This window comes from Micromonospora yangpuensis (genome assembly GCF_900091615.1).
GTDB lineage: Bacteria > Actinomycetota > Actinomycetes > Mycobacteriales > Micromonosporaceae > Micromonospora > Micromonospora yangpuensis.
The window spans coordinates 5074367-5098613 of the sequence record NZ_FMIA01000002.1; the positions used below are offsets into that span (position 1 = coordinate 5074367).

The 24247-nt window shown below is 71.9% G+C and carries 23 protein-coding genes and 3 pseudogenes; 8 read left to right on the forward strand and 18 right to left on the reverse strand.

Features of this window, described 5'->3' with window-relative positions:
• Positions 1-7: 7 nt before the first annotated feature.
• Positions 8-832 carry a DUF4097 family beta strand repeat-containing protein gene (locus tag GA0070617_RS22845; protein ID WP_091447080.1) on the forward strand — a complete coding sequence of 275 codons (825 nt, stop codon included), beginning with the start codon at positions 8-10 and terminating at the stop codon, positions 830-832.
• Between the two features lies 1 nt (position 833).
• On the opposite strand, the gene GA0070617_RS22850 is transcribed toward GA0070617_RS22845, so the two are convergent.
• The 9 genes and pseudogenes from GA0070617_RS22850 to GA0070617_RS22880 all read right to left on the reverse strand — a co-directional run bounded on the left by GA0070617_RS22850 (position 834) and on the right by GA0070617_RS22880 (position 8086).
• Entirely contained in the window at positions 834-2009 is a 1176-nt protein-coding gene (locus tag GA0070617_RS22850) for an acyltransferase family protein (RefSeq protein WP_091447083.1), read from the reverse strand.
• A 127-nt stretch (positions 2010-2136) separates the two neighbouring features.
• Entirely contained in the window at positions 2137-3042 is a 906-nt protein-coding gene (era, locus tag GA0070617_RS22855; RefSeq protein WP_373868374.1) for a GTPase Era, read from the reverse strand.
• The gene (locus GA0070617_RS22860) at positions 3039-3428 is read right to left on the reverse strand and encodes a cytidine deaminase (protein ID WP_091442355.1); all 390 of its coding nucleotides are present in this window, start codon (positions 3426-3428) and stop codon (positions 3039-3041) included. Before GA0070617_RS22860 ends, era begins: the two co-directional genes overlap by 4 nt.
• Positions 3421-4902 carry a hemolysin family protein gene (locus GA0070617_RS22865; protein ID WP_091442359.1) on the reverse strand — a complete coding sequence of 494 codons (1482 nt, stop codon included), beginning with the start codon at positions 4900-4902 and terminating at the stop codon, positions 3421-3423. The genes GA0070617_RS22860 and GA0070617_RS22865 overlap by 8 nt, the downstream gene beginning before the upstream one ends.
• Positions 4902-5375: an rRNA maturation RNase YbeY gene (gene ybeY / locus GA0070617_RS22870; protein ID WP_091442364.1), complete on the reverse strand. Its 474-nt coding sequence runs from the start codon at positions 5373-5375 to the stop codon at positions 4902-4904. The genes GA0070617_RS22865 and ybeY overlap by 1 nt, the downstream gene beginning before the upstream one ends.
• A 14-nt stretch (positions 5376-5389) precedes the next feature.
• Positions 5390-5752, reverse strand: a pseudogene (locus GA0070617_RS31710) (PhoH family protein); the annotation flags it as partial.
• 312 nt (positions 5753-6064) lie between these two features.
• A pseudogene (locus tag GA0070617_RS32225) lies at positions 6065-6730 on the reverse strand (PhoH family protein); the annotation flags it as partial.
• A gap of 42 nt (positions 6731-6772) precedes the next feature.
• Positions 6773-7519, reverse strand: a pseudogene (locus tag GA0070617_RS31720) (PhoH family protein); the annotation flags it as partial.
• A gap of 216 nt (positions 7520-7735) precedes the next feature.
• The gene (locus GA0070617_RS22880; protein ID WP_091442372.1) at positions 7736-8086 is read right to left on the reverse strand and encodes a histidine triad nucleotide-binding protein; all 351 of its coding nucleotides are present in this window, start codon (positions 8084-8086) and stop codon (positions 7736-7738) included.
• Positions 8087-8154: 68 nt separating this feature from the next.
• Between GA0070617_RS22880 and GA0070617_RS22885 the strand changes: the two genes are divergently transcribed.
• Positions 8155-8913, forward strand: a complete 759-nt coding sequence (locus tag GA0070617_RS22885; protein ID WP_091442376.1) for an SDR family NAD(P)-dependent oxidoreductase — start codon at positions 8155-8157, stop codon at positions 8911-8913.
• Positions 8914-9089: 176 nt separating this feature from the next.
• Entirely contained in the window at positions 9090-10001 is a 912-nt protein-coding gene (ppk2, locus tag GA0070617_RS22890; RefSeq protein ID WP_217628870.1) for a polyphosphate kinase 2, read from the forward strand.
• Positions 10002-10231: 230 nt separating this feature from the next.
• Here the strand turns inward: ppk2 and GA0070617_RS22895 are convergent, their stop codons facing one another.
• Genes GA0070617_RS22895 through hrcA form a run of 3 tightly spaced genes read right to left on the reverse strand, consistent with a single transcriptional unit; the run spans position 10232 to position 13185 of the window.
• Positions 10232-10966: a 16S rRNA (uracil(1498)-N(3))-methyltransferase gene (locus tag GA0070617_RS22895; protein WP_091442384.1), complete on the reverse strand. Its 735-nt coding sequence runs from the start codon at positions 10964-10966 to the stop codon at positions 10232-10234.
• Entirely contained in the window at positions 10967-12106 is a 1140-nt protein-coding gene (gene dnaJ, locus GA0070617_RS22900) for a molecular chaperone DnaJ (protein ID WP_175440808.1), read from the reverse strand.
• Between the two features lie 56 nt (positions 12107-12162).
• Positions 12163-13185, reverse strand: coding sequence for a heat-inducible transcriptional repressor HrcA (hrcA, locus tag GA0070617_RS22905; RefSeq protein ID WP_091442392.1), 1023 nt, complete (start codon positions 13183-13185; stop codon positions 12163-12165).
• Between the two features lie 219 nt (positions 13186-13404).
• On the opposite strand from hrcA, the gene GA0070617_RS22910 reads away from it, so the two are divergent.
• On the forward strand, positions 13405-14094 hold the full coding sequence (locus tag GA0070617_RS22910) for a DUF4870 domain-containing protein (RefSeq protein ID WP_091442396.1): 690 nt from the start codon (positions 13405-13407) through the stop codon (positions 14092-14094).
• A gap of 38 nt (positions 14095-14132) precedes the next feature.
• Here GA0070617_RS22910 and hemW read toward each other — a convergent pair whose 3' ends face one another.
• Positions 14133-15356 (reverse strand): radical SAM family heme chaperone HemW, encoded by a 1224-nt coding sequence (gene hemW, locus GA0070617_RS22915; protein ID WP_091447090.1) that lies wholly within the window; start codon positions 15354-15356, stop codon positions 14133-14135.
• A gap of 18 nt (positions 15357-15374) precedes the next feature.
• Between hemW and GA0070617_RS22920 the strand changes: the two genes are divergently transcribed.
• The 3 genes from GA0070617_RS22920 to GA0070617_RS22930 all read left to right on the forward strand — a co-directional run bounded on the left by GA0070617_RS22920 (position 15375) and on the right by GA0070617_RS22930 (position 18283).
• Positions 15375-16178, forward strand: coding sequence for an enoyl-CoA hydratase-related protein (locus tag GA0070617_RS22920; protein WP_091442401.1), 804 nt, complete (start codon positions 15375-15377; stop codon positions 16176-16178).
• Between the two features lie 92 nt (positions 16179-16270).
• On the forward strand, positions 16271-17125 hold the full coding sequence (locus GA0070617_RS22925; RefSeq protein ID WP_091442404.1) for a hypothetical protein: 855 nt from the start codon (positions 16271-16273) through the stop codon (positions 17123-17125).
• A 255-nt stretch (positions 17126-17380) separates the two neighbouring features.
• Positions 17381-18283, forward strand: coding sequence for a phytanoyl-CoA dioxygenase family protein (locus GA0070617_RS22930; protein WP_229688466.1), 903 nt, complete (start codon positions 17381-17383; stop codon positions 18281-18283).
• 188 nt (positions 18284-18471) lie between these two features.
• Here GA0070617_RS22930 and GA0070617_RS22935 read toward each other — a convergent pair whose 3' ends face one another.
• The 5 genes from GA0070617_RS22935 to GA0070617_RS22955 all read right to left on the reverse strand — a co-directional run bounded on the left by GA0070617_RS22935 (position 18472) and on the right by GA0070617_RS22955 (position 23135).
• Positions 18472-19110: an MOSC domain-containing protein gene (locus GA0070617_RS22935; RefSeq protein WP_091442412.1), complete on the reverse strand. Its 639-nt coding sequence runs from the start codon at positions 19108-19110 to the stop codon at positions 18472-18474.
• Between the two features lie 185 nt (positions 19111-19295).
• Positions 19296-19580: a GlsB/YeaQ/YmgE family stress response membrane protein gene (locus tag GA0070617_RS22940; protein WP_091442417.1), complete on the reverse strand. Its 285-nt coding sequence runs from the start codon at positions 19578-19580 to the stop codon at positions 19296-19298.
• A gap of 419 nt (positions 19581-19999) precedes the next feature.
• Positions 20000-20287, reverse strand: coding sequence for a GlsB/YeaQ/YmgE family stress response membrane protein (locus GA0070617_RS22945; protein WP_091442420.1), 288 nt, complete (start codon positions 20285-20287; stop codon positions 20000-20002).
• Positions 20288-20594: 307 nt separating this feature from the next.
• Complete coding sequence (gene lepA, locus GA0070617_RS22950) at positions 20595-22472, reverse strand: translation elongation factor 4 (RefSeq protein WP_091442423.1); 1878 nt, start codon at positions 22470-22472, stop codon at positions 20595-20597.
• Between the two features lie 126 nt (positions 22473-22598).
• Complete coding sequence (locus GA0070617_RS22955; RefSeq protein ID WP_091442425.1) at positions 22599-23135, reverse strand: DUF4240 domain-containing protein; 537 nt, start codon at positions 23133-23135, stop codon at positions 22599-22601.
• Here GA0070617_RS22955 and GA0070617_RS22960 point away from each other — a divergent pair.
• The gene (locus GA0070617_RS22960) at positions 23134-24183 is read left to right on the forward strand and encodes a phosphotransferase family protein (RefSeq protein WP_091442428.1); all 1050 of its coding nucleotides are present in this window, start codon (positions 23134-23136) and stop codon (positions 24181-24183) included. The two genes, GA0070617_RS22955 and GA0070617_RS22960, sit on opposite strands and share 2 nt — an antisense overlap.
• The last annotated feature ends 64 nt before the right edge of the window (positions 24184-24247 follow it).

Genomic DNA, 24247 nt, shown 5'->3' on the forward strand with positions numbered 1-24247 from the left:
TTCCGCCATGCCTCGGTTCCAGACCGCCCGCCGACCCGCCGTGACCGCCCGGTCGAAACCCCGCCGGGTCGCCGCGTTCGGCACCATCGCCGCGCTCGTGCTCGTCACCGGCTGCGACGGCCTCGCCTCCCGACGGCTCGACTTCGACGACACCGAGTCGGCCCGGATCACCGGCATCACCGTGCTCCGGGGTGCGGGTGACGTCACCGTCCGCGCCACCGACGCCACCACCGGGGTACGGATCAAACGGATCCTGCGCTACCAGGGCGCCAACCAGCCGGACACCAGCTACCAGATCCGGGGCGGGGAGCTGGTGCTGGACACCGACTGCGGCAACCGTTGCTCGCTGTCCTACGAGGTGACCGCCCCGGTGGGCGTCACCGTGCAGGGCGAGCTGGAGGCGGGCCAACTGGACCTGAGCCGGGTGGGTCCGGTGGAGATCACCCTCGGCGCGGGGGACGTCCGGATCAGCGAGAGCAACGGTCCGGTCCGCGCCCGTACCGACGCGGGTGACATCGAGGTCGACCGGATCACCGGCCCGGTCTTCCTGCGCAGCGGGGCCGGCGACGTGACCGGCAAGGCCCTCGGCACCGGTGCGGTCGACGTCGTCACCGAGGTCGGCGACATCTCGGTCTCGCTCGACCAGGTGGCCTCGGCACGCGCGCACAGCGAGACCGGCTCGGTGACGCTGAGCGTGCCGGACGGCCGGTACCAGGTCCGGCACCAGGGTGAGCCGGACGAGGGTGACATCGAGGTGCCCCACGATCCGGGTGCCACCGCCGTGCTCGACGTACGGGTCGACAACGGCCAGTTGAAGATCACCCGCCGGTGACCTACCGGGCCTCGTCGTCGGCCCGCCGCCCCGCGCCGGCCCGGACCCCCACCTCGTCGCCGGCCCGGGCCTGCGGCAGGTCGTCGGCGTGACCTCGCCGCCCGTCCCGGGTGCCGGCCGGCTCGTTGCCGACGCGGCTCCTCGGCACCTCGGCGGTGCCGGTGGCCGGGGCCGGGCGACGGCCACCGGGCAGCAGCTCCGGTGGGCGGCGGGCCGCCACGTCCTCCACCCAGCCGACCAGCACCGTCACCACCGCGACCAGGGCGAAGACCAGCACCACCCGGATGGCCAGGCCGACCGGATCCTGATGGGACCAGCCGACCACGTCGACCAGCGGGGTCAACGCGACCACGAACGGCATGTGCCACAGGTAGACGGTGAGCGCCCGCCGGTTCAGCACCGTCACCGTACGGCCGAAGGCGGCGTTGCGGTCCACCCAGGCCGCGCCGGACGGGGCCCGGCCGAGGGCGACCAGGATGAACGCCGCCGACCAGAGGGCGTTGCCCAGCGGGATGTCGTTGAGGTCGTACCCCCGGGGGCCGTGGTTGGCCAGGATCCAGGCCAGCCCGAGACCACCCACCACGACCACGAGCGGGACGAACACCCGGTTGCCGATCCGGCGCAGCAGACCGTCGTGGTGGGCGAAGCCGAGCAGCCACGCTCCGAAGTAGAGCCCGAACTCGCGCACCGCCAGCGACGGATCGGCCAGCACCCCCACCTCGATCGCCACCAACAGCAGGTACGGGGCGAGCAAGGTCGGCAGTGGGGCCCGCCGGAACAGCCACAGCGCCACCGGTGAGGCGAGCACGAACCACAGGTAGTCGCGCAGGTACCAGATCACGCTCAGCGCGAGCGCACCCCAGCCGTTGGCCGGCGGATCGGCGATCGGGAAGAGCCACAGCACGATCCGCCAGGTCGGCGTCAGACCGGTGAGCAGCATGGCGGGTACGAACACCAGGGCGACCACCCACAGCGAGGGCAGCAGCCGACGGAGCCGTCGACCCACCGCCGGTGCCCCGGTACGGGTGAGCGAGGCGGCCATCAACGAGCCGGCGAGCGCGAACATCACCGACATGGCCGGGAAAATCAACGTCAGGCTGGCCCACCCGGTGACGTGGTAGACCACGACCCGGACGATGGCGAGGAAGCGAAGAAGATCCAGGTATCGGTTACGCATCAGCTGCATCCGGGTCGGCGGGCAGGACAGGCACAAACCTCCCTACCCTCGACGCTCCGCCGGAAAAACAGCTAGCAAAGCCGCATAGACGTGAGATATCCCATTCGCGGCGCGGGGTGGGGTCGGGTCAGAAGCCGAGCTTGCGCAGCTGCTTCGGGTCCCGCTGCCAGTCCTTGGCCACCCGGACGTGCAGGTCCAGGTAGACCCGGGTGCCGAGCAGCTCCTCGATCTGCTGGCGGGCGGTGATGCCGACCTCCTTGAGGCGGCTGGCCCGGTGACCCAGCACGATCGCCTTCTGGCTTGGTCGTTCGACGTAGACGTCGGCGAAGATCTTCATGACCTTGCCCTCGGGGATCATCTCCTCGACAACCACCGCGATGGAGTGCGGCAGCTCGTCGCGGACCCCCTCCAGGGCCGCCTCCCGGATCAGCTCGGCGACCAGCACCTGCTCCGGGTCCTCGGTGAGCATGTCGTCCGGATAGAGCTGCGGCGACGGCGGAAGGTAGCCGGTCATCACGTCGACCAGGGTGTCCACCTGGTGCCCGGAGACCGCGCTGACCGGCACCACCGCCGCGAAGTCACCCAGCTCGCTGACCGCCAGCAACTGCTCGGCCAGCCGCTTCTTGTCCACCAGGTCGGTCTTGGTGACCACGGCGAGCACGGTCGCCTTCAACTCGGCCAGCTCACCGCTGATGAACCGGTCGCCCCGGCCCACCGGCTCGTCCGCCGGGATACAGAGGCCGATCACGTCGACCTCGCTCCAGGTCGTCCGCACCAGGTCGTTGAGCCGCTCGCCGAGCAGGGTACGCGGACGGTGCAGGCCGGGGGTGTCGACCAGGACGAGCTGCGAGTCCGGCCGGTGCAGGACGGCCCGGATGACGTGCCGGGTGGTCTGCGGCTTGTTCGAGGTAATCGCGATCTTCTGCCCGACGATCGCGTTGGTGAGCGTCGACTTGCCGGCGTTCGGCCGCCCGACGAAACAGGCGAAACCGGCCCGGTACGGGCGCTCGGCGGTCAGCCCCGTGCCGGTCACTCGGCCACCGTGCCGAGCAGTGTGCCGTCCGGGGCGGCCACGTGGATCGGCGCCTCGGCGGCCAGGTCACGCACGGCGGCGTGCCCCGCGCCGTCCAGCGTCGAGGCCTCGGTCACCAACACCGCAGCCTCCAGCCGGGTCGCACCGGCGGCAACCGCCGAGGCGACCGCGAGCTGCAACGCGGTCAGGGTCAGCGACGGCAGGGCGACGTTCGCCGCCGCGTACGTCCGGCCGTCCTGATCCCGGACTGCCGCGCCCTCGACCGCGCCCACCCGGCCCCGCGCGCCCCGGGCCAGCACGACCAGCTTGGCGTCCTCGGCGCCGAGCTCGGTCACCGGCCCGGACGGGGTGGAACGGGCGGCGGGTGCCACGGGTGTGTCAGGCATCGGCGGGTTGCCTCTCCTCGGATCGGTTGTCGTTGTCCCGGGGCTCGGACTGCTCGCCCTGCCCCGCCTCGTGCCGCGGCTCGGCCCGGCTCACCAGCAGGGTGTCGATCCGGTTTCGTCGGCCGGTGGTGCCCTCGGCGACCAGAGACAGCCCGGCCACCTCGGCCTGCGCCCCCGGGATCGGCACCCGACCCAGGGCCTGGGCGAGCAGGCCGCCGACCGTCTCCACCTCGTCGGTGGGCAGCTCGGTGTCGAACAGCTCGCCGAGATCCTCGACCGGGAGCCGGGCGGTGACCCGGACCGCACCGTCGTCGAGATGCTCGACGGGCGGGCGTTCGACATCGTACTCGTCGGTGATCTCGCCGACGATCTCCTCCAGGATGTCCTCGATGGTGACCAACCCGCCGGTGCCGCCGTACTCGTCGACCACGATCACCAGGTGTCGGCGGGCCGCCTGCATCTCCGACAGCAGATCGTCGACCGGCTTGGACTCCGGGACGAAGGTGGCCGGGCGCATCAGCTCGGCCACGTCGCACCGGGCGTCCTCGGCCGCGCCGCCCTGGGTACGCCGGATCAGGTCCTTGAGATACAACACCCCGAGCACGTCGTCGACACTCTCGCCGATCACCGGGATCCGGGAGAAGCCGGAGCGCAGGAAGAGCGCCAACGCCTGGGAGAGCGTCTTGCCCCGCTCGATCCAGACCATCTCGGTGCGGGGCACCATCACCTCGCGGGCGATCGTGCCGCCGAGCGCGAAGACCTTCTCGATCATCTGCCGCTCGCCGTGCTCGACCACCCCGCGCTGCTCGGCCAGGTCGACCAGCTCCCGCAGCTCCACCTGGGTGGCGAACGGCCCCTCCCGGAAGCCCCGCCCGGGGGTCACCGCGTTGCCGATCAGGATCAGCAGCGAGGCCAGCGGGTTCAGCGCCCGGCCCAACCAGCGCACCAGCGGCGCGACGGCCCGACCGACCGAGTACGCGTGCTGGCGGCCCAGCGTGCGGGGCGCGACGCCGACCGCCACGAAGCTGACCACGGTCATCGCCCCGGCGGTGATCAACGCCGCCCGCCAGCCCGCCCCGAAGGTGTCCACCGCGACCAGGGCCACCAGCGTGGTGGCGGTCAGCTCGGTGAGCAACCGGAGCAGGAGCAGCAGGTTGAGGTGGCGTACCACGTCACCGGCGACCAGCTGGAGGGTCCGCGCGCCGCGCGCCCCGTCCCGGGCCAGCTCCGCGGCGCGGGCCGGGGAGATCGCGGCCAACGCCGCCTCGGTCATCGCGATCAACCCGGCGAGCACCAGCAGGCCCGCCGCGAAGAACAACAGTTGCAGGTCGGGCAGGCCGGCCGGGCCGGCGGCAAGGACGAGGCCGGCCGGACTGGCGGCGAGGACCGGGCCGGCCGGCCCGGCGGCAACCGTCGGGCCGGTGGCGAGCAGTGGGCCGGCGGTGTGGCCGGCCGCGAGTATCAGGGGGGTCATCACCGGGTCCGGGTCGACCGCCAGCTCGCCAGCAACCGGGCCTGGAGGGCGAACATCTCCCGCTCCTCCTCCGGCTCGGCGTGGTCGTAGCCGAGCAGGTGCAGCACCCCGTGCACGGTGAGCAGGTGCAACTCGTCGGCGGGCGCGTGCCCGGCGGTGGCCGCCTGCTTGGCCGCCACCTCCGGGCAGAGCACGATGTCACCGAGCAACGCCGGCTCACCGCCCGGACTGCTGGCCTCACCGGGCCCGTGGTCGACGCTGCCCTCGTCCATGGGGAAGGCCAGCACGTCGGTGGGGCCGTCGCCGCCCATCCAGCGATGGTTCAGCTCGGACATGTAGTCGATGTCGACCAGCAGCACGGAGAGCTCGGCGAGGGGGTTGACCCCCATCTCGTCGAGGGCGTGCCGGGCGACGGCGAGTACGGCGTCGGTGTCGACCTCGACGCCGGACTCGTTCGCGATCTCGATGGACAACTGACTCTCCTGCTCTAGCGGCGTCGGCCGGCCCGGCCGCCCTGCGGGCCCCGGCCAGGCACGGCGCGCACGTTCTGCGCCTGCTCGTTCTCCTGCTCGGCGTCCCAGCGGGCGTAGGCGTCGACGATCTCCCCGACCAGCCGGTGCCGCACCACGTCGGCGCTCGACAACTGGGCGAAGTGCACGTCCTGCACGTTCTCCAGGATCTCCCGGACCACCCGTAGCCCGCTGGTCGTGCCGCCGGGCAGGTCGACCTGGGTGACGTCACCGGTGACCACGATCTTGGAACCGAAGCCGAGCCGGGTGAGGAACATCTTCATCTGCTCGGGCGTGGTGTTCTGCGCCTCGTCCAGAATGATGAACGCGTCGTTCAGGGTGTTGTGCGTCACCAGGAAGTCGTCCGTGACGTACAGCGAGTCCTCCGCGGCGACCTGGATACACATCGTCTCCTGCACACCGGCCGGGACGATCGAGTCGATGAAACGCATCGGGCGACCGCCGCCGTGCTCGTCGTAGCGGTCACGCTTGCGGGTCAGGCGGAACGGCGCGATGCCGGCGGGAAGCCGGATCTCCACCACGTAGGCGTCGGCCCGGTACGACACCGGCCGCCCGTTGGCCAGACCGGGCTTGCGACCCTCAGCCGGGCGGACCCGCCAGGTCGCCACCCCGCCGAGCGACCGGACGAGCTGGACGACGTCGTCGCGAAGCCGGACGGAGGTCGTGGCGTACTGCACCCGACAGCTACGCCCCGGCTGAAGGACCGGCCCGCCGTCGGTGTCCAGCAGGCCCTGCAGGACGGCCAGCCGAACATCGAGGCTGTTGTGCTTGTAGAGGTCGGGCACGAACGTTGTCCCGGACTTCTTCCCGGCCAGGCCCAGCTCACGAACGGCACGGGTCACCGGGTCGGCGACGATGACACCGCCCCGATGGCCGTGCACGTGCCGCAGGACGTAGTCATAATCGCCCTTGCGGACCAGTTCGATGTCGGGCAGCGCCCGCTCGATCGCGACGGCAAGCTCGGGATCCGCCGTGCAGAAGCTCGGTGTCGCTCGGGACGAGAAGCAGCCGTCCCCCAGCAGCAGGCCGAGCGCGTACGGATCGAGCGGAACCTCCTGCGACTCCAGCTCGACGGGCGCGACGACGGGCAACTCGTACCGACGGGTGTGTCCCCGCCACTCCCGGCCGATCATCTCCTGCGTCTCGATTGTGCGCTTGCGACCGCGCCGCTTGTCGTCGGGGGTGGCGACGGTCCAGAGGTGCTCACCGCAGCAGACGGTGGATGCCCCGTCCTGGCTGGTGACCCGGTAGACCTCCTTACGCCCCTGCGGATGAATGCCGATGACCGGCGTCGGCATCCCGTTCGAGCCGATGACCAGGTCGCCCACCCGCAGTGAACCGAACGGCTTGAACCCCTCCGGGGTCAGGACCCGAGCGTCGTACGGCTGCGCACGGCCCCGCATATATGCCAGTGGGGCGACCTCGATCGTGCCGGCGGCCATCAGCTTCGGGATCGACTCGGGGTCGAGCATGTCGTGCAGCGCGTCGTAGAGCGGGCGAAGGTACGGGTCGATCTTCTCGTTGAGGGTGCCGGGCAGGAAACCCAGCCGCTCCCCCGCCTCGACCGCCGGCCGGGTCAGGATGATCCGGTTGACCTGCTTGGCCTGCAACGCCTGGACGGCCTTGGCCATCGCCAGGTAGGTCTTGCCGGTGCCGGCGGGCCCGATGCCGAAGACGATGGTGTGCACGTCGATCGCGTCGACGTAGTGCTTCTGGCCCAGGGTCTTCGGGCGGATGGTGCGGCCACGCCGGGAGAGGATGTTGAGCGTCAGGACCTCGGCGGGCCGCTCGGCGCCACCCTGCTCGAGCATGCCGACGGTACGCCGTACGGCGTCGGTGGTCAGGGTCTCGCCTTTCTCGATCAACTCGATCAGCTCGGCGAAGAGCCGCTCGGCGAGGGCGTTGTCCGTCGGCGTACCGGTGATGGTGATCTCGTTGCCGCGGACGTGCACGTCACTGGTGACCGAGCGCTCGACGAGCCGCAGGATCTCGTCGCCCGCGCCGAGCAGGTTGACCATGATCTTCGGGTCGGGGACGGTGATCCTGGTCTGCGCCTGGGGCGGGCCGGGAGGTGGGGTGCCGGTCATAGGTCGGGCCCGTCGGGCCCTGCGCCACCTGCTCTCGATCTCTGCCCCGGCCCTGCTGGCGCGCGGCGTGCTTGACGTTGCACCCATGATATCGGGTCCCACCCGGCCGCACCTCGCCCATTTCGGCCGGATCCGCCCGGTGCCCACCCCACCCGGCGCGCCCCTCCGAAAGGAAGGGCCCCTTCTTAACCGTATGCGTTAAGAAGGGGCCCTTCCTTACCCGGCGAGCATGGGGCCGAGGGGGGCGCCGCCGAGCAGGTGGGCGTGGACGTGGAAGACCTCCTGGCCGCCGTACGCGCCGGTGTTGAACATCAACCGGAAGCCGTCGCCGAGCAGCCCCTCGTCCTCGGCCACAACGGCGGCCGTGGCCAGCACCTCGCCGGCCAACGCCGGGTCGCCCGCGCCGAGGGTGGCCACGTCGACGTAGTGCTCCTTCGGGATGACCAGCACGTGCACCGGCGCCTTCGGGCCGATGTCGCGGAACGCCAGGGTGCGCTCGGTCTCCCGGACGACGGTCGCAGGAATATCGCCGGCGACGATCCGGCAGAACAGGCAGTCGGTCTCCATCGGGGCATGCTAGCCGGGTACCGGGGGTGGGCTGTGCCGGCCCGGCCCGGCGGCGGCATGATGTCGGCGTGACTTCACGAGCGGTACTGGTGACCGGGGCCTCGCGCGGCATCGGCCGGGCCGTCGCCACGGCCTTCGCGGCCGGCGGTGACCGGGTGGCGGTGCACCACCGGGACTCGGCCGACCTGGCCGAGCGGCTCCGGACCGAACTGCCCGGCGACGGACACGTGGTGGTCCGGGCCGACCTGGCCGACCCGGACGCGGTACGGGCCATGGTCGACCGGGCGGCCGAGCTGCTCGGCGGCCTCGACGTGCTGGTCAACAACGCCGGGGTGTTCGGGCCGGCCGACCCACCGCACCCGGTCTTCGAGTCCAGCTACGAGCAGTGGCGGCAGCGGTGGCGGGAGGTCCTCGACACCAACCTCGTCGGGGCCGCCAACGTGGCCTGGTGCGCCGCCCAGCACATGCGCGAGCGGGGCGGTCGGATCGTCAACGTCTCGTCCCGGGGCGCCTTCCGGGGCGAGCCGACCAACCCGGCGTACGGGGCGAGCAAGGCCGGGCTGAACGCGATGGGTCAGTCCCTGGCGGTGGCGTTGGCCCCGTACGGCATCGCGGTCGCGATGGTGGCGCCCGGTTTCGTGGCCACCGACATGACCAACGAGCACCTCAAGGCTCCCCGGGGTGACGCGGTCCGGGCGCAGAGCCCGTTCGACCGGGTGGGCCGGCCGGAGGAGATCGCCGCCGCCGTGCACTGGCTGGCCTCCCCGGCCGCCGAGTGGGCCTCCGGCACCGTGCTCGACCTCAACGGCGCCTCCCACCTCCGCTGAAAGGAAGGGCCCCCTGTTATCGCTTTCGGTATAGGAGGGGACCCTTCCTAACGCCTGTGGTCCGGCGGGCGCCGGACCAGCCTGTCCGGCGGGCGCGTGCCGACCGGCCCTACGGGCGCCGAATGGGTCGCCGGGACAGGGTGGTCGAGTGCCGGCACGGGGTAAGGATTGCCGACATGGCCGACACCCCGCCGCTGGACCTCGCCGACGAATACCAGGTGGCCGATGGCCACGACGACGACCCGATCCTGCTCCGCCCGGACGGCACGCCGGTGGACACCTGGCGGGAGGACTACCCGTACGACCACCGCATGGAGCGCGAGGAGTACGACCGGCACAAGCGGCTGCTGCAGATCGAGCTGCTCAAGCTGCAGGAGTGGATCACGGAGTCCGGTGAGCGGTTGGTGATCCTCTTCGAGGGGCGGGACGCGGCCGGCAAGGGCGGCACCATCAAGCGCTTCATGGAGCATCTGAACCCACGCGGGGCGCAGGTGGTGGCGCTGACCAAGCCCAACGAGCGGGAGTCCAGCCAGTGGTACTTCCAGCGCTGGTTGCGGCACCTGCCGGCCGCCGGTGAGATCGTGCTCTTCGACCGGTCCTGGTACAACCGGGCCGGCGTGGAGCGGGTGATGGGGTTCTGCACCCGCAAGGAATACCTGGAGTTCCTGCGGCAGGCCCCCGAGCTGGAGCGGATGCTCACCCGGTCGGGGATCCGGCTGGTCAAGTTCTGGTTCTCGGTGTCGCAGAACGAGCAGCGCACCCGGTTCGCCGTCCGCCAGGTCGACCCGGTACGACAGTGGAAACTCTCCCCGATGGACATCGCCTCGCTGGACCGGTGGGACGAGTACACCGAGGCGAAGGAGGCGATGTTCTTCTACACCGACACCGCCGACGCGCCGTGGACGGTGGTGAAGAGCAACGACAAGAAGCGCGCCCGCCTGGAGGCGATGCGCCACGTGCTCAACCGATTCGAGTACGCCAACAAGGATCCCGAGGTCGTCGGAGTGCCGGACCCGCTGATCGTCGGCCCGGCCGGCCTGGACCTGCGCCCGGACGACCACCCGGTGCAGGTCTTCCCCCGGCTCTGACGGCGCGGGATCTCTCTCGTCCCGGCAGCCACCCTCCCCCGCCCCGGCAGCCTCCCCCACGTCCCGGCGGCCTCCCCCACGTGCCGGCAGCCGCCCTCTCCCGTCCCGGCAGCCTCCCCCGTCCGGGGACTCTCCCGTGCCGGGCGGCGAGAAGGCAGCTTCCGGCTCGGGCGGTGAGAGGGGAACCCTGCTATACCGAAAGCGTTAACAGGGGGCCCTTCCTTACCCGGCTACCAGCGGGTTAGGCGGGTGGAGAGCAGGGCGAGGGCGGCGACCCCGGCGGTGGAGGTACGCAGCACCGTCGGGCCCAGCCGGACCGGCCGGGCACCGGCGGCGGTGAAGGTGGTCAGTTCCGTCTCGGCCACCCCACCCTCCGGGCCCACCACCAGCACGATCTCGCCGGTCGTGGGCAACTCGGCGGTGCTCAGCCGTTCGTCGGCGCCCTCGTGCAGGACGAACGCGGCGGCGGCGCCGGCCAGCCGGCGGGCCACCGTCGGGGTGGACTCGTCGGGTGCTCCGGCCACCACCGGCAGCCAGGCCCGGCGGGCCTGTTTGGCGGCCTCCCGGGCGGTCGCCGCCCACTTCTGCCGGGCCCGTACGCCCCGTTCACCCCGCCACTGCACCACCGAGCGGGACGCCGCCCAGGGCACGATCTCGTCCACCCCGACCTCGGTCATCGCCTGCACGGCCAGTTCACCCCGGTCGCCCTTGGCGATGCCCTGCACCACCACGAGGCGGGGTACCGGCGCGTCGACGTACCCCCGGGAGGTGATATCGGCGGTGAGGCTGCCCCGGCCGACGGTGGTGACCACGGCGTCGGCGGTGCCGCCTCGGCCGTCGGCGAGCAGCAGTTCCTGGCCGGCCCGCAGGCGTTGCACGGTGGCGGCGTGGTGGCCCTCCGGCCCGTCGAGGGTCAGGGTGTCACCGGTGGGCAGGGCGTCGACCAGGAAGAGCGGCGCGGACACTCAGGCGTGCCCGTTGAAGGCGTCCCGCATCCGGGAGAAGAAGCCACCCTGCTTGGTCAGCTCGGCGACCTCCTCGCCCCGGGTCTTGGCGAAGTCGCGCAGCATCCGCTCCTGGTCGGCGTCGAGCTTGGTGGGCGTCCGCACGTCGAGGTGGACGTAGAGGTCGCCCCGGCCGGTGCCGCGCAGGTGTGGCACCCCACGGGCGCGCAGCCGCAGGGTGCTGCCCGGCTGGGTGCCGGCCTTGACGTCGACGGTCTCCTCGCTGTCCAGGGTCTTGATGGTCAGCCGGGTGCCCAGGGCGGCGGCGGTCATCGGCACCGTGACCCGGCAGTGCAGGTCGTCGCCCTTGCGGGAGTAGACGTCGTGCGGCCGCTCGTGGATCTCGACGTAGAGGTCTCCGGGGGTGCCGCCACCCGGGCCGACCTCGCCCTGCTGGGCCAGCCGGATCCGCATGCCGTCCTCGACCCCGGCCGGGATCTTGACGGTCAGCGAGCGGCGGGTGCGGACCCGTCCGTCGCCGGCGCAGGTCGGGCAGGGGTGCGGGATCGTGGTGCCGTAGCCCTGGCAGACCGTGCAGGGGCGGGCGGAGACCACCTGGCCGAGGAAGGTGCGTTGCACCGACTGCACCTCGCCCCGGCCACCGCACGTCTCGCAGGTGGCCAGGTGGGTGCCGGCGGCGGTGCCCGCGCCGGAGCAGGTGGTGCAGAGCACGGCCGTGTCGACGTTGATCGGCGCCTCGACGCCGAAGGCGGTCTCCTGCAGGTCGAGTTCCAAGCGCAGGATGGCGTCCGCGCCGGGTCGGGTCCGCGGGCGCGGACCCCGGGCGCCACCGGCGGCCCCGCCGAAGAACGCGTCCATGATGTCCTGGAAGCCGGCGAACGGGCCGGCGCCGGGCCCGCCCGGGCCACCCGCGCCGCCGCCGGGTGCCAGCGGGTCGCCGCCCAGGTCGACGATCTGCCGTTTCCGGTCGTCCGACAGGACCTCGTACGCGGCGTTGATGTCCTTGAACTTCTCCTGGGCCTCCGGGTCCGGATTCACGTCCGGGTGGAACCGCCGCGCCAACTTGCGGTAGGCGCGCTTGATCTCGTCATCGGAGGCTTCCCGGTCAACCCCGAGAATGCCGTAGTAGTCCCTGGCCACTGCGTCCCGTGTCCTCATGTTTCGTCTCGCTCTGCGCCGATCGTCGGCCCGACTGGTCAGTTCTGGGCCAGCAGCTCGCCCACGTAGCGTGCCACGGCCCGGACCGTGGCGATGGTGCCGGGGTAGTCCATCCGGGTCGGCCCCAGCACCCCCAACCCACCAACGATGGTCGTGCCCGGCCCGTAGCCGGTGCTGACCACCGAGGCGGCGCGCAGGTTGTCGACCTCGTTCTCGTCGCCGATCAGCACCCGGGTGGTGCTCGGCTCGGCCTCGCCGATCAGCTTGAGCAGGACGACCTCCTCCTCCAGCGCCTCCAGGATCGGCCGTAGCGACCCCTGGAAGTCGAGCAGGCCGCCCCGGGTCAGGTTGGCGGTGCCGGCCAGCGCCAGCCGCTCCTCGTGCCGCTCGACAAGCGTCTCCAGCAGCACGGTGGAGAGCGTGGTCATGGCCGGGCGCAGCTGCGGCGAGGCCTCCTCGACCAGCGCCTGCACCAGCGGCGGGGTCTCGGAGAGCCGGGTACCGCCGAGCTTCTCGTTGAGCAGGCGACGCAGGTCGGTGACGTCGTCGGCGGGGATCGGCGCGGGCAGCTCGACCAGCCGCTGCTCGACCCGGCCGGTGTCGGCGATCATGACCAGCATCAGCCGGGTGGTGGAGATCGGCACCAGCTCCAGGTGACGGACCGAGGAACGGGCGAGGCTCGGGTACTGCACCACGGCCACCTGGCGGGTGAGCTGGGCCAGCAGCCGCACCGTGCGGTGCACCACGTCGTCGAGGTCGACCGCGCCGAGCAGGAACCGCTCGATGGCCCGTCGTTCGGCGGGGCTGAGCGGCTTGACCCGGGACAGCCGGTCGACGAAGAGCCGGTAGCCGCGGTCGGTGGGCACCCGGCCGGCGCTGGTGTGCGGCTGCCGGATGTAGCCCTCCTCCTCCAGCACCGCCATGTCGTTGCGGACGGTCGCCGGGGAGACACCGAGCTGGTGCCGCTCGACCAGGGCCCGACTGCCGACCGGCTCCTGGGTGGCTACGTAGTCCTCGACGATCGCGCGCAGCACGGCGAGTTTGCGGTCGTCGAGACCCATGCTCCCACCTCCTGTCGCGCGTCGACCCGGCTCGCGGGCCGCGCGGCCGCGCCGTCGGGTGCGGGCCGGCCGCACCTCCTGGCACTCGACTGTAGCGAGTGCCAGTCTACGTCGGGTGCCCGCGGCGACGCGATGATCGGTACCGCGCCGGAGCCCGGTGCGCCCCGTCACCTGTGTCGCTCCGGTGCCCCCTTGCCGGCTGCACCTACCGTGAGCTTCATGACTGAACCACCTCGCCCACCGGGATCGGGCGACCCCGACCCTCAGCGGTCCGATCCGACCGCCCCGATGCATCCCCCCGCCGACCCCTTCGGCTACGAACCACCCACCGCTCCACTGTCCGGGACGTCAGGGCCGGGCGACTACCCCCCACCCGGTGGATACCCCCCGCCGGAGCAGCCCACCTCCGGTGGCTACCCGCCACCGTTCCCGGGCACCGGGGGCTACCCGCCGCCCGGCGGCAACCCTCCGCCGGGCAACTATCCCCCACCGGGTGGGAATCCCCCGCCGGGCGTCGGGTACCCGACCGGCGGCGGCTACGGTGGGCCACCGGCCGGCTACCCCAGCTCCGAGGAGAAGAACTGGGCGCTCATCGCCCACTTCGGCGGGGCGCTCGGGGTGGTCGTCGGCGGTGGGCTGCTGGGTTGGGTCGCCCCACTGATCGCGTACTCGGCCAAGGGGCAGTCGCCGGCCGTCCGGGCACACGCCGTGGCCGCGCTGAACTTCCAGCTCACCTGGGTGATCGCGCTCGCGCTCAGCTTCGTACTGGCCTTCGTCACCTGCGGGGTGCTGTTCTTCGTGCCGATGCTGGTCGCGCTGGTGCCGCTGATCTTCGGCATCGTCGCCGGGGTCAAGGCCGGCGAGGGCGTCCTCTACCGCTACCCGATGACGTCCCGCTTCATCAAGTAGGCCGGGCGGATTCACCGCGGCCGGACCGCCGGGTGTGCTCAGGGCAGTAGGTCGCGGACCACGGCGTCGGCGAGCAGGCGGCCACGCAGGGTGAGCACCGCCCGACCGTCGGCGTACCGTGCCCCGTCGAGCAGGCCGGCCGTCCGGGCCCGCTCGGCGCCGGCCCGCCCCGGCTCGTCGAGCACCGACAGGGGCAGCCCGTCGGCCAGCCGGAGCCGGAGCATCACGTCCTCCATGTGCGCCTCGGTGGCGGTGAGCACCTCCCGGGCCTGGCCCGGTGAGTGCCCCCGGGCCAGCCGGGCCGCGTACGCGGTGGGGTGTTTGACGTTCCACCAGCGCACCCCGCCGACGTGGCTGTGCGCCCCCGGGCCCAGGCCCCACCAGTCGCCGCCGGTCCAGTACAGCAGGTTGTGCCGGCACCGGGCGGCCGGCGTCCGGGCCCAGTTGGAGACCTCGTACCAGGAGAAACCGGCCGCGTCGAGGGCGGCCTCGGCGGCCAGGTAACGGTCCGCCGCCACGTCGTCGGAGGGGTACGGCAGCTCGCCCCGCCGCATCCGGGCGGCCAGCCGGGTGCCGTCCTCGATGATCAGGGCGTACGCGCTGACGTGGTCCACCCCCGCCGCGACGACCTGGTCCAGGCTGGCGGCGAAGTCCTCGGCGCGCTCCCCCGGCGTACCGTAGATCAGGTCCAGGTTGACGTGGTCGAAACCGGCGTCGCGGGCCTCCAGTGCGGCGGCGGTGGCCCGGCCGGCGCGGTGCCCGCGCTCCAGCACGGCCAGCACCCCCGGCGCGGCCGACTGCATGCCGAGCGAGATCCGGGTGTACCCGGCCGCCCGCAGGGTCTTCAGCGACGCGGGGGTGACCGACTCAGGGTTCGCCTCGGTGCTCACCTCGGCGTCGGCGGCCAACCCCCAGGTGCGGTCGATCGCGTCCAGGATCCGGGCCAGGTCGTCGGCGGGCAGCAGGGTCGGGGTGCCACCGCCGACGAAGACCGTCTCCACCCGGGGCGGCGGGCGGTCGCCGAGCACCCGGGCGGCCAAGGCCAACTCGGCCAGCACGGTGTCGGCGTAGCTCTCCCGGCTCGCCCCGCCCCCCAGCTCGGCGGCGGTGTACGTGTTGAAGTCGCAGTAACCACACCGACTGGCGCAGAACGGCACGTGCACGTACACCCCGAACCCACGCCTGCCGACGGCAGCGGTGGCGGAGGCGGGCAGCGAACCGTCGACCGGGACGGTCTCGCCTTCTGGAAGGACGCCGGGCATGGCCACTAGTGTGCCTGGATGACCTCCTCCGACGCGCTGGTGCGGGTGGCCACGGCCCACGGGGTGACCACACTCACCCTGGACAGCCCGGCCAACCGCAACGCGCTCTCCACCGGACTGATGACCGAACTGCTGGCCGGGCTGGCCGCCGCGGTCGCCGACGACACCGTCCGGGTGGTCGTGCTCGACCACACCGGCCCGGTCTTCTGCTCCGGGGCGGACCTGAAGGAGACCGCCGCGGCGTATGCCAGCGGGACGGTGCCCGCCGGCATGCTCGGTGACGTGCTCGCGGCCGTCTGGGCGTGCCCCAAGCCGGTGGTGGCCCGGGTCGCCGGACCGGCGCGGGCCGGCGGGCTGGGGCTGATCGCCGCGGCCGACCTGGCGATCTGCGCCGAGGAGGCCACGTTCGCCTTCACCGAGGTCCGGATCGGGGTGATCCCGGCGGTGATCTCGGCGACCGTCCTGCCCCGCCTGCACCCCCGGGCCGCCGCCGAGCTGTACCTGACCGGGGACACCTTCGACGGCCGGCGGGCCGCGCAGGTCGGCCTGGTCACCACCGCCGTGCCGGCCGCTGAACTGGACGCGGCGGTCACCCGGGCCTGCGCGTCGCTGGTCCGGGGCGCCCCGGGGGCGCTGGCCGGCGCCAAGGAGCTGCTGCGCCGCCCGGCCGTCACCGACCTGACGGCCGAGATCGCCGCGTTGGCGGCGCTCTCCACCGGGTACTTCCTGTCGGCCGAGGGACGGGAGGGGGTCCGGGCGTTCCGGGAGAAACGGCCCGCCAGCTGGGTACCTGTCGACGACGGGAGCGGTCCGGTCGCCTGAGGTACCCGACTCGCGACGGATCGTGACGATCCGGGCAGACAGGGGGCACTGCGCCCAGACCGACGTACGCTTGGCGAACCGTCGAACGGGAGGTGCGGGTGCGAGGTCGGGCAGTCGTCGCAGTAGGTGTCGTCCTCGCCATCGTCGCCCTCGTCGGGATCGGCATCGTCAGCCGGCAGGTCGGCCAGTTCCGCGTCCCGCTTACCGACCGGACCTGCACCGTCCAGGCCGACGGCCGGGTCGGGCTGGATCCCGACCAGATGGCCAACGCGGCGACCATCGCCGCGGTAGGCGTCCAGCGCGGCATGTCCGAACAGGCGGTGGTGGTCGCCCTGGCCACCGCGTACCAGGAGTCCAGCCTGCGCAACCTCGCCGGCGGCGACCGGGACTCGGTGGGGCTGTTCCAGCAGCGACCCAGCCAGGGCTGGGGCACGCCGGCCCAGATCCGTGACCCCCGGTACGCGGCCAACCGGTTCTACTCGGCGCTGAAGAAGGTCCGGGGCTGGGAACGGATGCGGGTCACCGACGCCGCCCAGGCCGTCCAACGCTCGGCCTTCCCCGAGGCGTACGAGAAGTGGGCGGACAACTCGCAGGTGCTCACCCGGGCCCTGCTCGGCGAGGCCACCGGCGCGGTGGCCTGCCGGTTCGGCACCGATCCGGTGCTGCGTGGCGCGGCGGCCACCACCGCGCTGACCCGGGCGCTGAACCTCGACTGGGGGCTGCCCGGCACCAGCTCGCCGGCGGATCTGACCGGGCTGCTCGTGCCCGCCGCCGACCAGCGCGACGGCTGGCGGTACGCGCACTGGCTGGTCTCCCACGCCCACGACCACGGGGTGAAGCGGGTCCGCTTCGCCGGGCTGGAGTGGACGGCGAAACAGGGCACCTGGAGCGAGGTGGACACCGGGGACGAACCGCAGGTCCTCGCCGAGGTCTTCGCCGATCTCTGACCGTCCGCTCCGCTCTCCGCGCTCCCGGCTCCCGGCTCTTCGCCTGCCGGCTTTCGGCCTCGGTGGAATCTGACATTCGCCCGATCGATCCCCATACCTCCCCGGTTTCGTCACCGCGCGCAGCCGACCCGCTGCCCCCGGTGGATCACCGGCCGTACCGGGACCAATGGCCCGTGGCCCGCTCTCGCCGGTGCGCGTTACGATCGGCGGCCTGTGCCAGAAATGGTTTCACCTCATGGGGAGGGGTACGACGAGGTGTTCGATTACGAGGGCCGGACCGGCTACGAGCCGATCAGCGACACCGACCGCAAGGAGTTTCACGAGCAGGGCTTCCTCCTGCTGCGGAACGTGCTGACCGAGGACCACCGGGCCGCCCTGGAAGCAGCCGTCGACCGCGTGTACGCGGAGGAGCAGGCCAAGGGCAAGACCACCAAGGACGGCACGCTGCACCTGCTGGGCTTCCTGGAGCGCGACGAGCTCTTCGGCGAGTTGCTCACCCACCCGATCGCCTTCCCGTACATGTGGGGGCTGGCCGGCTGGAACATCTACACCCACCACAACCACCTGGACGTCACCCCGCCGGCCGCCGAGCCGGAGAAGCCGTACTGGGGTTGGCACCAGGACGGGTACCGGCAGAACTCCGACCCGGAGACGATGGACCCGAACCTGCCCCGGCCGATGTTCTCGCTGAAGGTCGCGTACGTCCTCTCCGACCTGTCGGAGACCGGCCGTGGCGCCACCAAGGTCATCCCGGGCAGCCACCTGTGGAACTCGCTGGACCGGCCCAAGGACCTCAGCGTGCACAACCCGGACCCGGAGGGCACGGTGGAGATCACCGCGAACCCGGGTGACGCGTTCATCTTCGACCGCCGGCAGTGGCACTCGCGGTCGACGAACCTGTCGACCATCACCCGCAAGATGCTCTTCGTCGGGTACACCTACCGGTGGATCCGTCCGCTGGACGAGCTGCACCCGGACGTCAACGGCGAGTGGTACCGCAACCGCACGCCGGTCCAGCGTCAGCTGATCGGTGAGGGCACCCACACCGCCAACTACTGGGGCATCAACTGGGACGGATACGTCGACGACGAGATCCCGCTGCGCAAGGAGCTCAAGGAGCGCGGTCTGCTCGACCGCAGCATCCCCTGGCTCCGCTGACCTCGCGGTAAGGAAGGGCCCCCTGTTAACGCTTTCGGTATAGCAGGGGGCCCTTCTTAACGCCACGGACGATCTCGCCCGGACGATCACGCTCGGGCGGGATCGCTCGGGCGGGATCGCTCGGGCGGGATCGCTCGGGCGGGATCGCTCGGGCGGGATCGCTCGGGCGGGATCACGGCAGGGCGAGGTCAGGGCAGGGCGAGCCGGCGACGGACCTTGTCCCGGATCGCCTCCGGCAGCTCCGGCGCGTCGAGCAGCCGGGGCAACAGATCCGGTTCGAGGCTGGTGGCCCGGAACACCTCACCGATGGTGACGCCGTGCGCCGGTCTCGCCACCACCTCCACCGGATCCCCCGCGCCGACCTCGCCGGCCCGCAACACCCGCAGGTATGCCCCGGGCGCGGCCCGGGCGGTGAACCGTTTGATCAGGTCCGGCACCTGCCAGAACCCCGCGAACGTACGACAGGGGGTACGCGGCTTGGTCACCTGCAGCAGTGCCGAGCCGATCTGCCACTGCTCCCCGATCACGGCCCCGGTGACGTCCACGCCGGACGTCGTCAGGTTCTCGCCGAAGGCACCCGGCCGGATCTCCCGCCCCAGCTCGGTCGCCCACCAGGCCGCGTCCTGTTCGGCGTAGGCGTACACCGCCTGGTCGGGGCCGCCGTGGTGGGCCCGCTCGCCGATGAAGTCCCCGACCACACCGTCGGCGCGCAGCCACACCGGCCCCTCCGCCGGCCGCTTGTCGATCCCGCTCCGGCCGCTCGCGTCGCCGGCCCACTGCGCCTCGGTCACCACACCGAGGTTCACTGCCACCACCCTGCCAGTCATGCCGCCAGCGTACGGCGACCGACCCGGCCCGCGACGCCCCACGCAACACCCCCTGGCCGGGGTGTGAGAGGGGTACCCCTGTCGACCGAATGCGTTAACAGGGGGCCCTTCCTTTCAACAGGGGGGAGTGCGGAGGGGCGCCCGACCTACTAGGTCGGGCGCCCCTCCGCATTGCCAGGTGGTGCTTACCGGTGGCTGACGCCCCGGCGACGTCCGCCGACACCGGCGACCACGGCCACCGCGATCGCGGCCACGACAACCTGGACCAGCAGCTCACCGAAGTTGATGAAGGAGCTGCCGGTGGCGAGTCCCGCCGCGCGGGCGATCACGGTGCCGAGCAGGGCGGCACCCACACCGATGAGCATGTGCAGCCAGATCGGCATGTTCTGGCGGCCCGGCACGACCAGGCGACCCAGCGCACCGACGATCAGACCAACGATGAGCGCGGTGAGGATTCCGGCGACGGTCACGGTGGTTCTCCTTATATCTGCAGGTCAATTACGTTCGTGACCACATCAGTTCCCGGGTCGTCGAAAAATCAAACCGCCCCTGTGACACCATCCACACGGCACCGGGTCTCGCCTTGGTCCTGCCCGTGCCCCGGGCACCGCGCCGAGCCTCGCCCAGCCGCCAGTTGTGACGCCTCCCGTAGCGCCACCGGGAACCCCCGTCACAGCTGTTCCGCAACTACCAGGATGTTGTCCGCACGCACCCGCCCGAGACCACCACGACAGGGAACGTGTCGCCTGACTGTCGATCGGGCGTCGGGGTCGGAGGGGTGCGTCCCCGCGTCGGGCTGACCTCGTCGGGGCGCCGACGCACACGGAAGACGGCACACGGAAGGACGCCCGGCCAATTGGCCGGGCGTCCTTCCGTGGAGTGGTTTCGGTTACCGGTGGGTGACTCCCCGGCGACGGCCACCGACCCCGGCGACCAGGGCCACGGCCACGGCGGCCAGCAGGACCTGCAGCATGAGCTCCCGCCAGTCGATGCCGGCGGTCTCGGCGAAGCCGCTGGCCCGCGCGATGACCGTGCCGAGCAGGGCGGCACCGACACCGATCAGCATGTGCAGCCAGATCGGCATGTTCTGCCGGCCCGGCACGACCAGGCGACCCAGAGCGCCAATGATCAGACCAACAACGAGCGCAGTGATGATGCCCCAAACAGTGAGCTCCACGGTCGCCCTCCTTCTTCACGTCGTATCAAAGTTCGTGGTTGTGGGTGGTGCTGACCGGTGAATGCCCGGGGGCCGCCGACCTCAAACCGACTCAACCTGAACGATGGCGACGAGCATCGATCGAAAACACCTGCGTCGGTCCGCCGCAAAGTCGGGCTGACCAGGCCGTTCGGGCCTCAGTCGACAGTCGCCACAGGCCCGAAAAAAATCTGGTACGGCAACGTCCGCATCGGACGCGAACGGCCCGGGAGCCCCCGGTGGACGGGTGCTGCCGGGCCGTCGTCGTCGCGGGACGCGACCGCCGGGGTTACTTCTTGCCGGCGGACTTTCCGTCGGCGGAGTCGGAGGAGAGGGCGGCGATGAAGGCCTCCTGGGGAACCTCCACCCGGCCCACCATCTTCATCCGCTTCTTGCCCTCCTTCTGCTTCTCCAGCAGCTTGCGCTTACGGCTGATGTCGCCGCCGTAGCACTTGGCCAGCACGTCCTTGCGGATGGCCCGGATGGTCTCCCGGGCGATCACCCGGCTGCCGATGGCGGCCTGGATCGGCACCTCGAACTGCTGACGCGGGATGAGGTTGCGCAGCTTCGCGGCGATCGACGTGCCGTAGCTGTACGCCTTCTCCTTGTGCACGATCGCGCTGAACGCGTCCACCGGCTCGCCGTGCAGCAGGATGTCCACCTTGACCAGGTCGGAGGACTGCTCGCCGGAGGGCTCGTAGTCCAGCGAGGCGTACCCCTTGGTCCGGCTCTTGAGCTGGTCGAAGAAGTCGAAGATGATCTCCGCGAGGGGCAGCGTGTAGCGCAGCTCCACCCGGTCGGCGGAGAGGTAGTCCATCCCGAGCAGGCTGCCCCGGCGGCCCTGGCACAGCTCCATCACCGCGCCGACGTAGTCGTTCGGGGTGAGCACCGTGGCCCGTACCACCGGCTCGTACACCTCGGCGATCTTGCCGGTCGGGTACTCGCTGGGGTTGGTGACCACGATCTCCTCACCGTCCTCGGTGATGGCCCGGTAGACCACGTTCGGCGCGGTGGAGATCAGGTCGAGGTTGTACTCCCGCTCCAGCCGCTCCCGGATGATCTCCAGGTGCAGCAGGCCGAGGAAGCCGCAGCGGAACCCGAAGCCGAGCGCCCCCGAGGTCTCCGGCTCGTAGTCGAGCGCGGCGTCGTTGAGCTTGAGCTTGTCCAGGGCCTCGCGCAGGTTCGGGTAGTCCGAGCCGTCGATCGGGTAGAGCCCGGAGTACACCATCGGCTTCGGGTCCTTGTAGCCGCCGAGGGCCTCGGTGGCCGGCCGGGAGTTGATGGTGACGGTGTCACCGACCCGGGACTGCCGGACGTCCTTCACACCGGTGATCAGGTAACCCACCTCGCCGACGCCGAGCGCGTCGGCCTTGACCATCTCCGGCGAGATGACCCCGATCTCCAGCAGCTCGTGCACGGCGGCGGTGGACATCATCTTGATCCGGTCCCGGGCGCCGATCCGCCCGTCGATGACCCGGACGTAGGTGACCACCCCCCGGTAGACGTCGTACACCGAGTCGAAGATCATCGCGCGGGCCGGGGCCGCGGCCTCACCGACCGGCGGGACGAACTGCCGGACGATCTCGTCGAGCAGGTACGGCACACCGTCGCCGGTCTTGCCGGAGACCCGGATGCAGTCGGCCGGATCGCCGCCGATCAGATGGGCCAGTTCCTCGGCGTACTTCTCCGGCTGGGCCGCCGGCAGGTCGATCTTGTTGAGCACCGGAATGATCCGGAGATCGTTCTCCAGGGCCAGGTAGAGGTTGGCCAGGGTCTGCGCCTCGATGCCCTGGGCCGCGTCGACGAGCAGCAGCGCCCCCTCGCAGGCGGCCAGCGAACGGGACACCTCGTAGGTGAAGTCGACGTGCCCGGGGGTGTCGATCATGTTGAGTACGGCCTGCTCGCCGACCCGGTCACCCTCCCGGATCGTCCACGGCATCCGTACGGCCTGGCTCTTGATGGTGATGCCGCGTTCGCGCTCGATGTCCATCCGGTCGAGGTACTGCGCGCGCATCTGTCGGGGGTCGACCACGCCGGTGAGCTGCAGCATCCGGTCGGCCAGGGTCGACTTCCCGTGGTCGATGTGGGCGATGATGCAGAAGTTCCGGATGCGCGCCGGGTCGGTGGCACCGGGAGCGTTCGCGCCGGAATCGAGCTTCGGTGGCACAGCGGTCCGTTCTGGTCGGCTGACGTGAACAGGCCGGCGCGACGCCGGCCGCCTCCATGTTCCCACGTCCGCACGGCGCGCCCGTGGCGCGGGCGATCTCCGCTCAGCCAGCAGGACGTCCGGCGGTCACTCGACGGGCGGCTCGGCGAAGAGCGCGGCCAGCCGGGGCAGTCGCCGCCGCGCCTCGTCCTCGTCGTCGAAGTCCCAGAGATCGTTGAGGTCCGGCACCGGCGGCGGCTCCCGGTCCGCCGGCAGTTCGGTCGCGGTCGCCTTCCGGTACGCCTCCCACGGCACCGCCAGCAGCTCCCCGCCGGACAGCTCCGCGCCGCTCACCGCAACCGCCCGGACCTGCGGCAACTCGGCCAACGAGTCGGGGTCGGCGACCGCCCGGGCGAAGACCTGCCGCCCCTGGGTCATCAGCCAACCCCGGAACCGGTGGAAGTCGTCGGCGGAGATCCCGCCGTAGATCAGGTACGCCGCTCCCCAGAGGTCCACCCGGTGCGAGGCGGCCAGCACCCGGGCCTGGTGGTGGGCGTACCCGACGATCTCCTGCGGGTCGCGCTCGGCGAGCAGGGCGACGGCCCGGGCGGCGACCGCACCCGGTTCTCCCCCGCCCCCGGCGCGGGCCCGGTCGATCAACTGCCAGAAGTCGTCGGTCCTCATGACGGCGAGTCTGGCAGACCGGGGCCGCGGCCACGTCGACGCGCGTCGGACCCGGCCGACCCGGCAGCATGGTGGGGTGATTCCGCCGTCGCCGTACCCGGTGCCCCACCACTCGACCGCCCGGCGCCCGGCGTGGACGTCGCTGCCGCCCGCGCTGCGGGCCGCCGTCGCCGACCGCCTCGGTGCCCCGGTGGTCGCCGCCCGGACCGCCGGCGCCGGCTTCACCAGCGGCTTCGCCGCACTGCTGAGCACCGCCGACGGCGGCCAGGTCTTCGTGAAGGCCGCCAGCACCGCCGAGCAACCGCACCTGGTCGACTGGTACGCCCGGGAGGCCGCGATCCTGGCCCGGCTCCCCGGTGGCCTACCGGTCCCCCGACCGCGCTGGACGCTGTCCGAGGCCGGTTGGTTCGCCCTCGGCCTGGACGCTTTACCCGGCCGGATACCCCGGCTGCCCTGGGAGTCCACCGAGCTGACCGCCACCCTCACCGGCTACGCGCGGGTCGCCGCCGCACTGGCCGAGCCGCCGGCCGAGCTGACCGGGTTGGGCCTGCCGCACCTGGCCGACCTGGCCCGTCAGGACATCCTGTGGTGGGAGGAGGTGGCCGCCGGGCGGGAGCCGCCGCCGGTGTCCCCCGCGGGCACCCTCGACCGGCTCGACGAGCTGGTCGCCCTGGAGTCCCGGCTACCCGGCTACGCCGCCGGTGCGACCGGTCTGATCCACGGTGACCTGCGGGCCGACAACGTGCTCGTCGACCCGGCCGGCCGGGCCTGGTTCTGTGACTGGCCCTGGCTCTGCCACGGGCCACCCTGGTTCGACCTGGTGACCCTGCTGCTCAGCGCGTACGCCGACGGGCTGGACGCCGACGCGCTCTTCGCCGACCATCCGGCGTCCGCGGGCGCGCCCGCAGACGCGCTGGACGCCAGTCTCGCCGCTCTGGCCGGCTACCACCTCGTCAACGCCGCCACCCCGGCGCCGCTCTCGGCGCATCAACGGTGGAGCGGCACCCAGGCACTCGGCTGGTTGGCCCGCCGGCAGGGCTGGTGCTGAGATCGGGCGGCCGGGCGGACTGGTGCCGAGATCGGGTGGCCGGGCGGCTGTGGGGCCGTTTTGG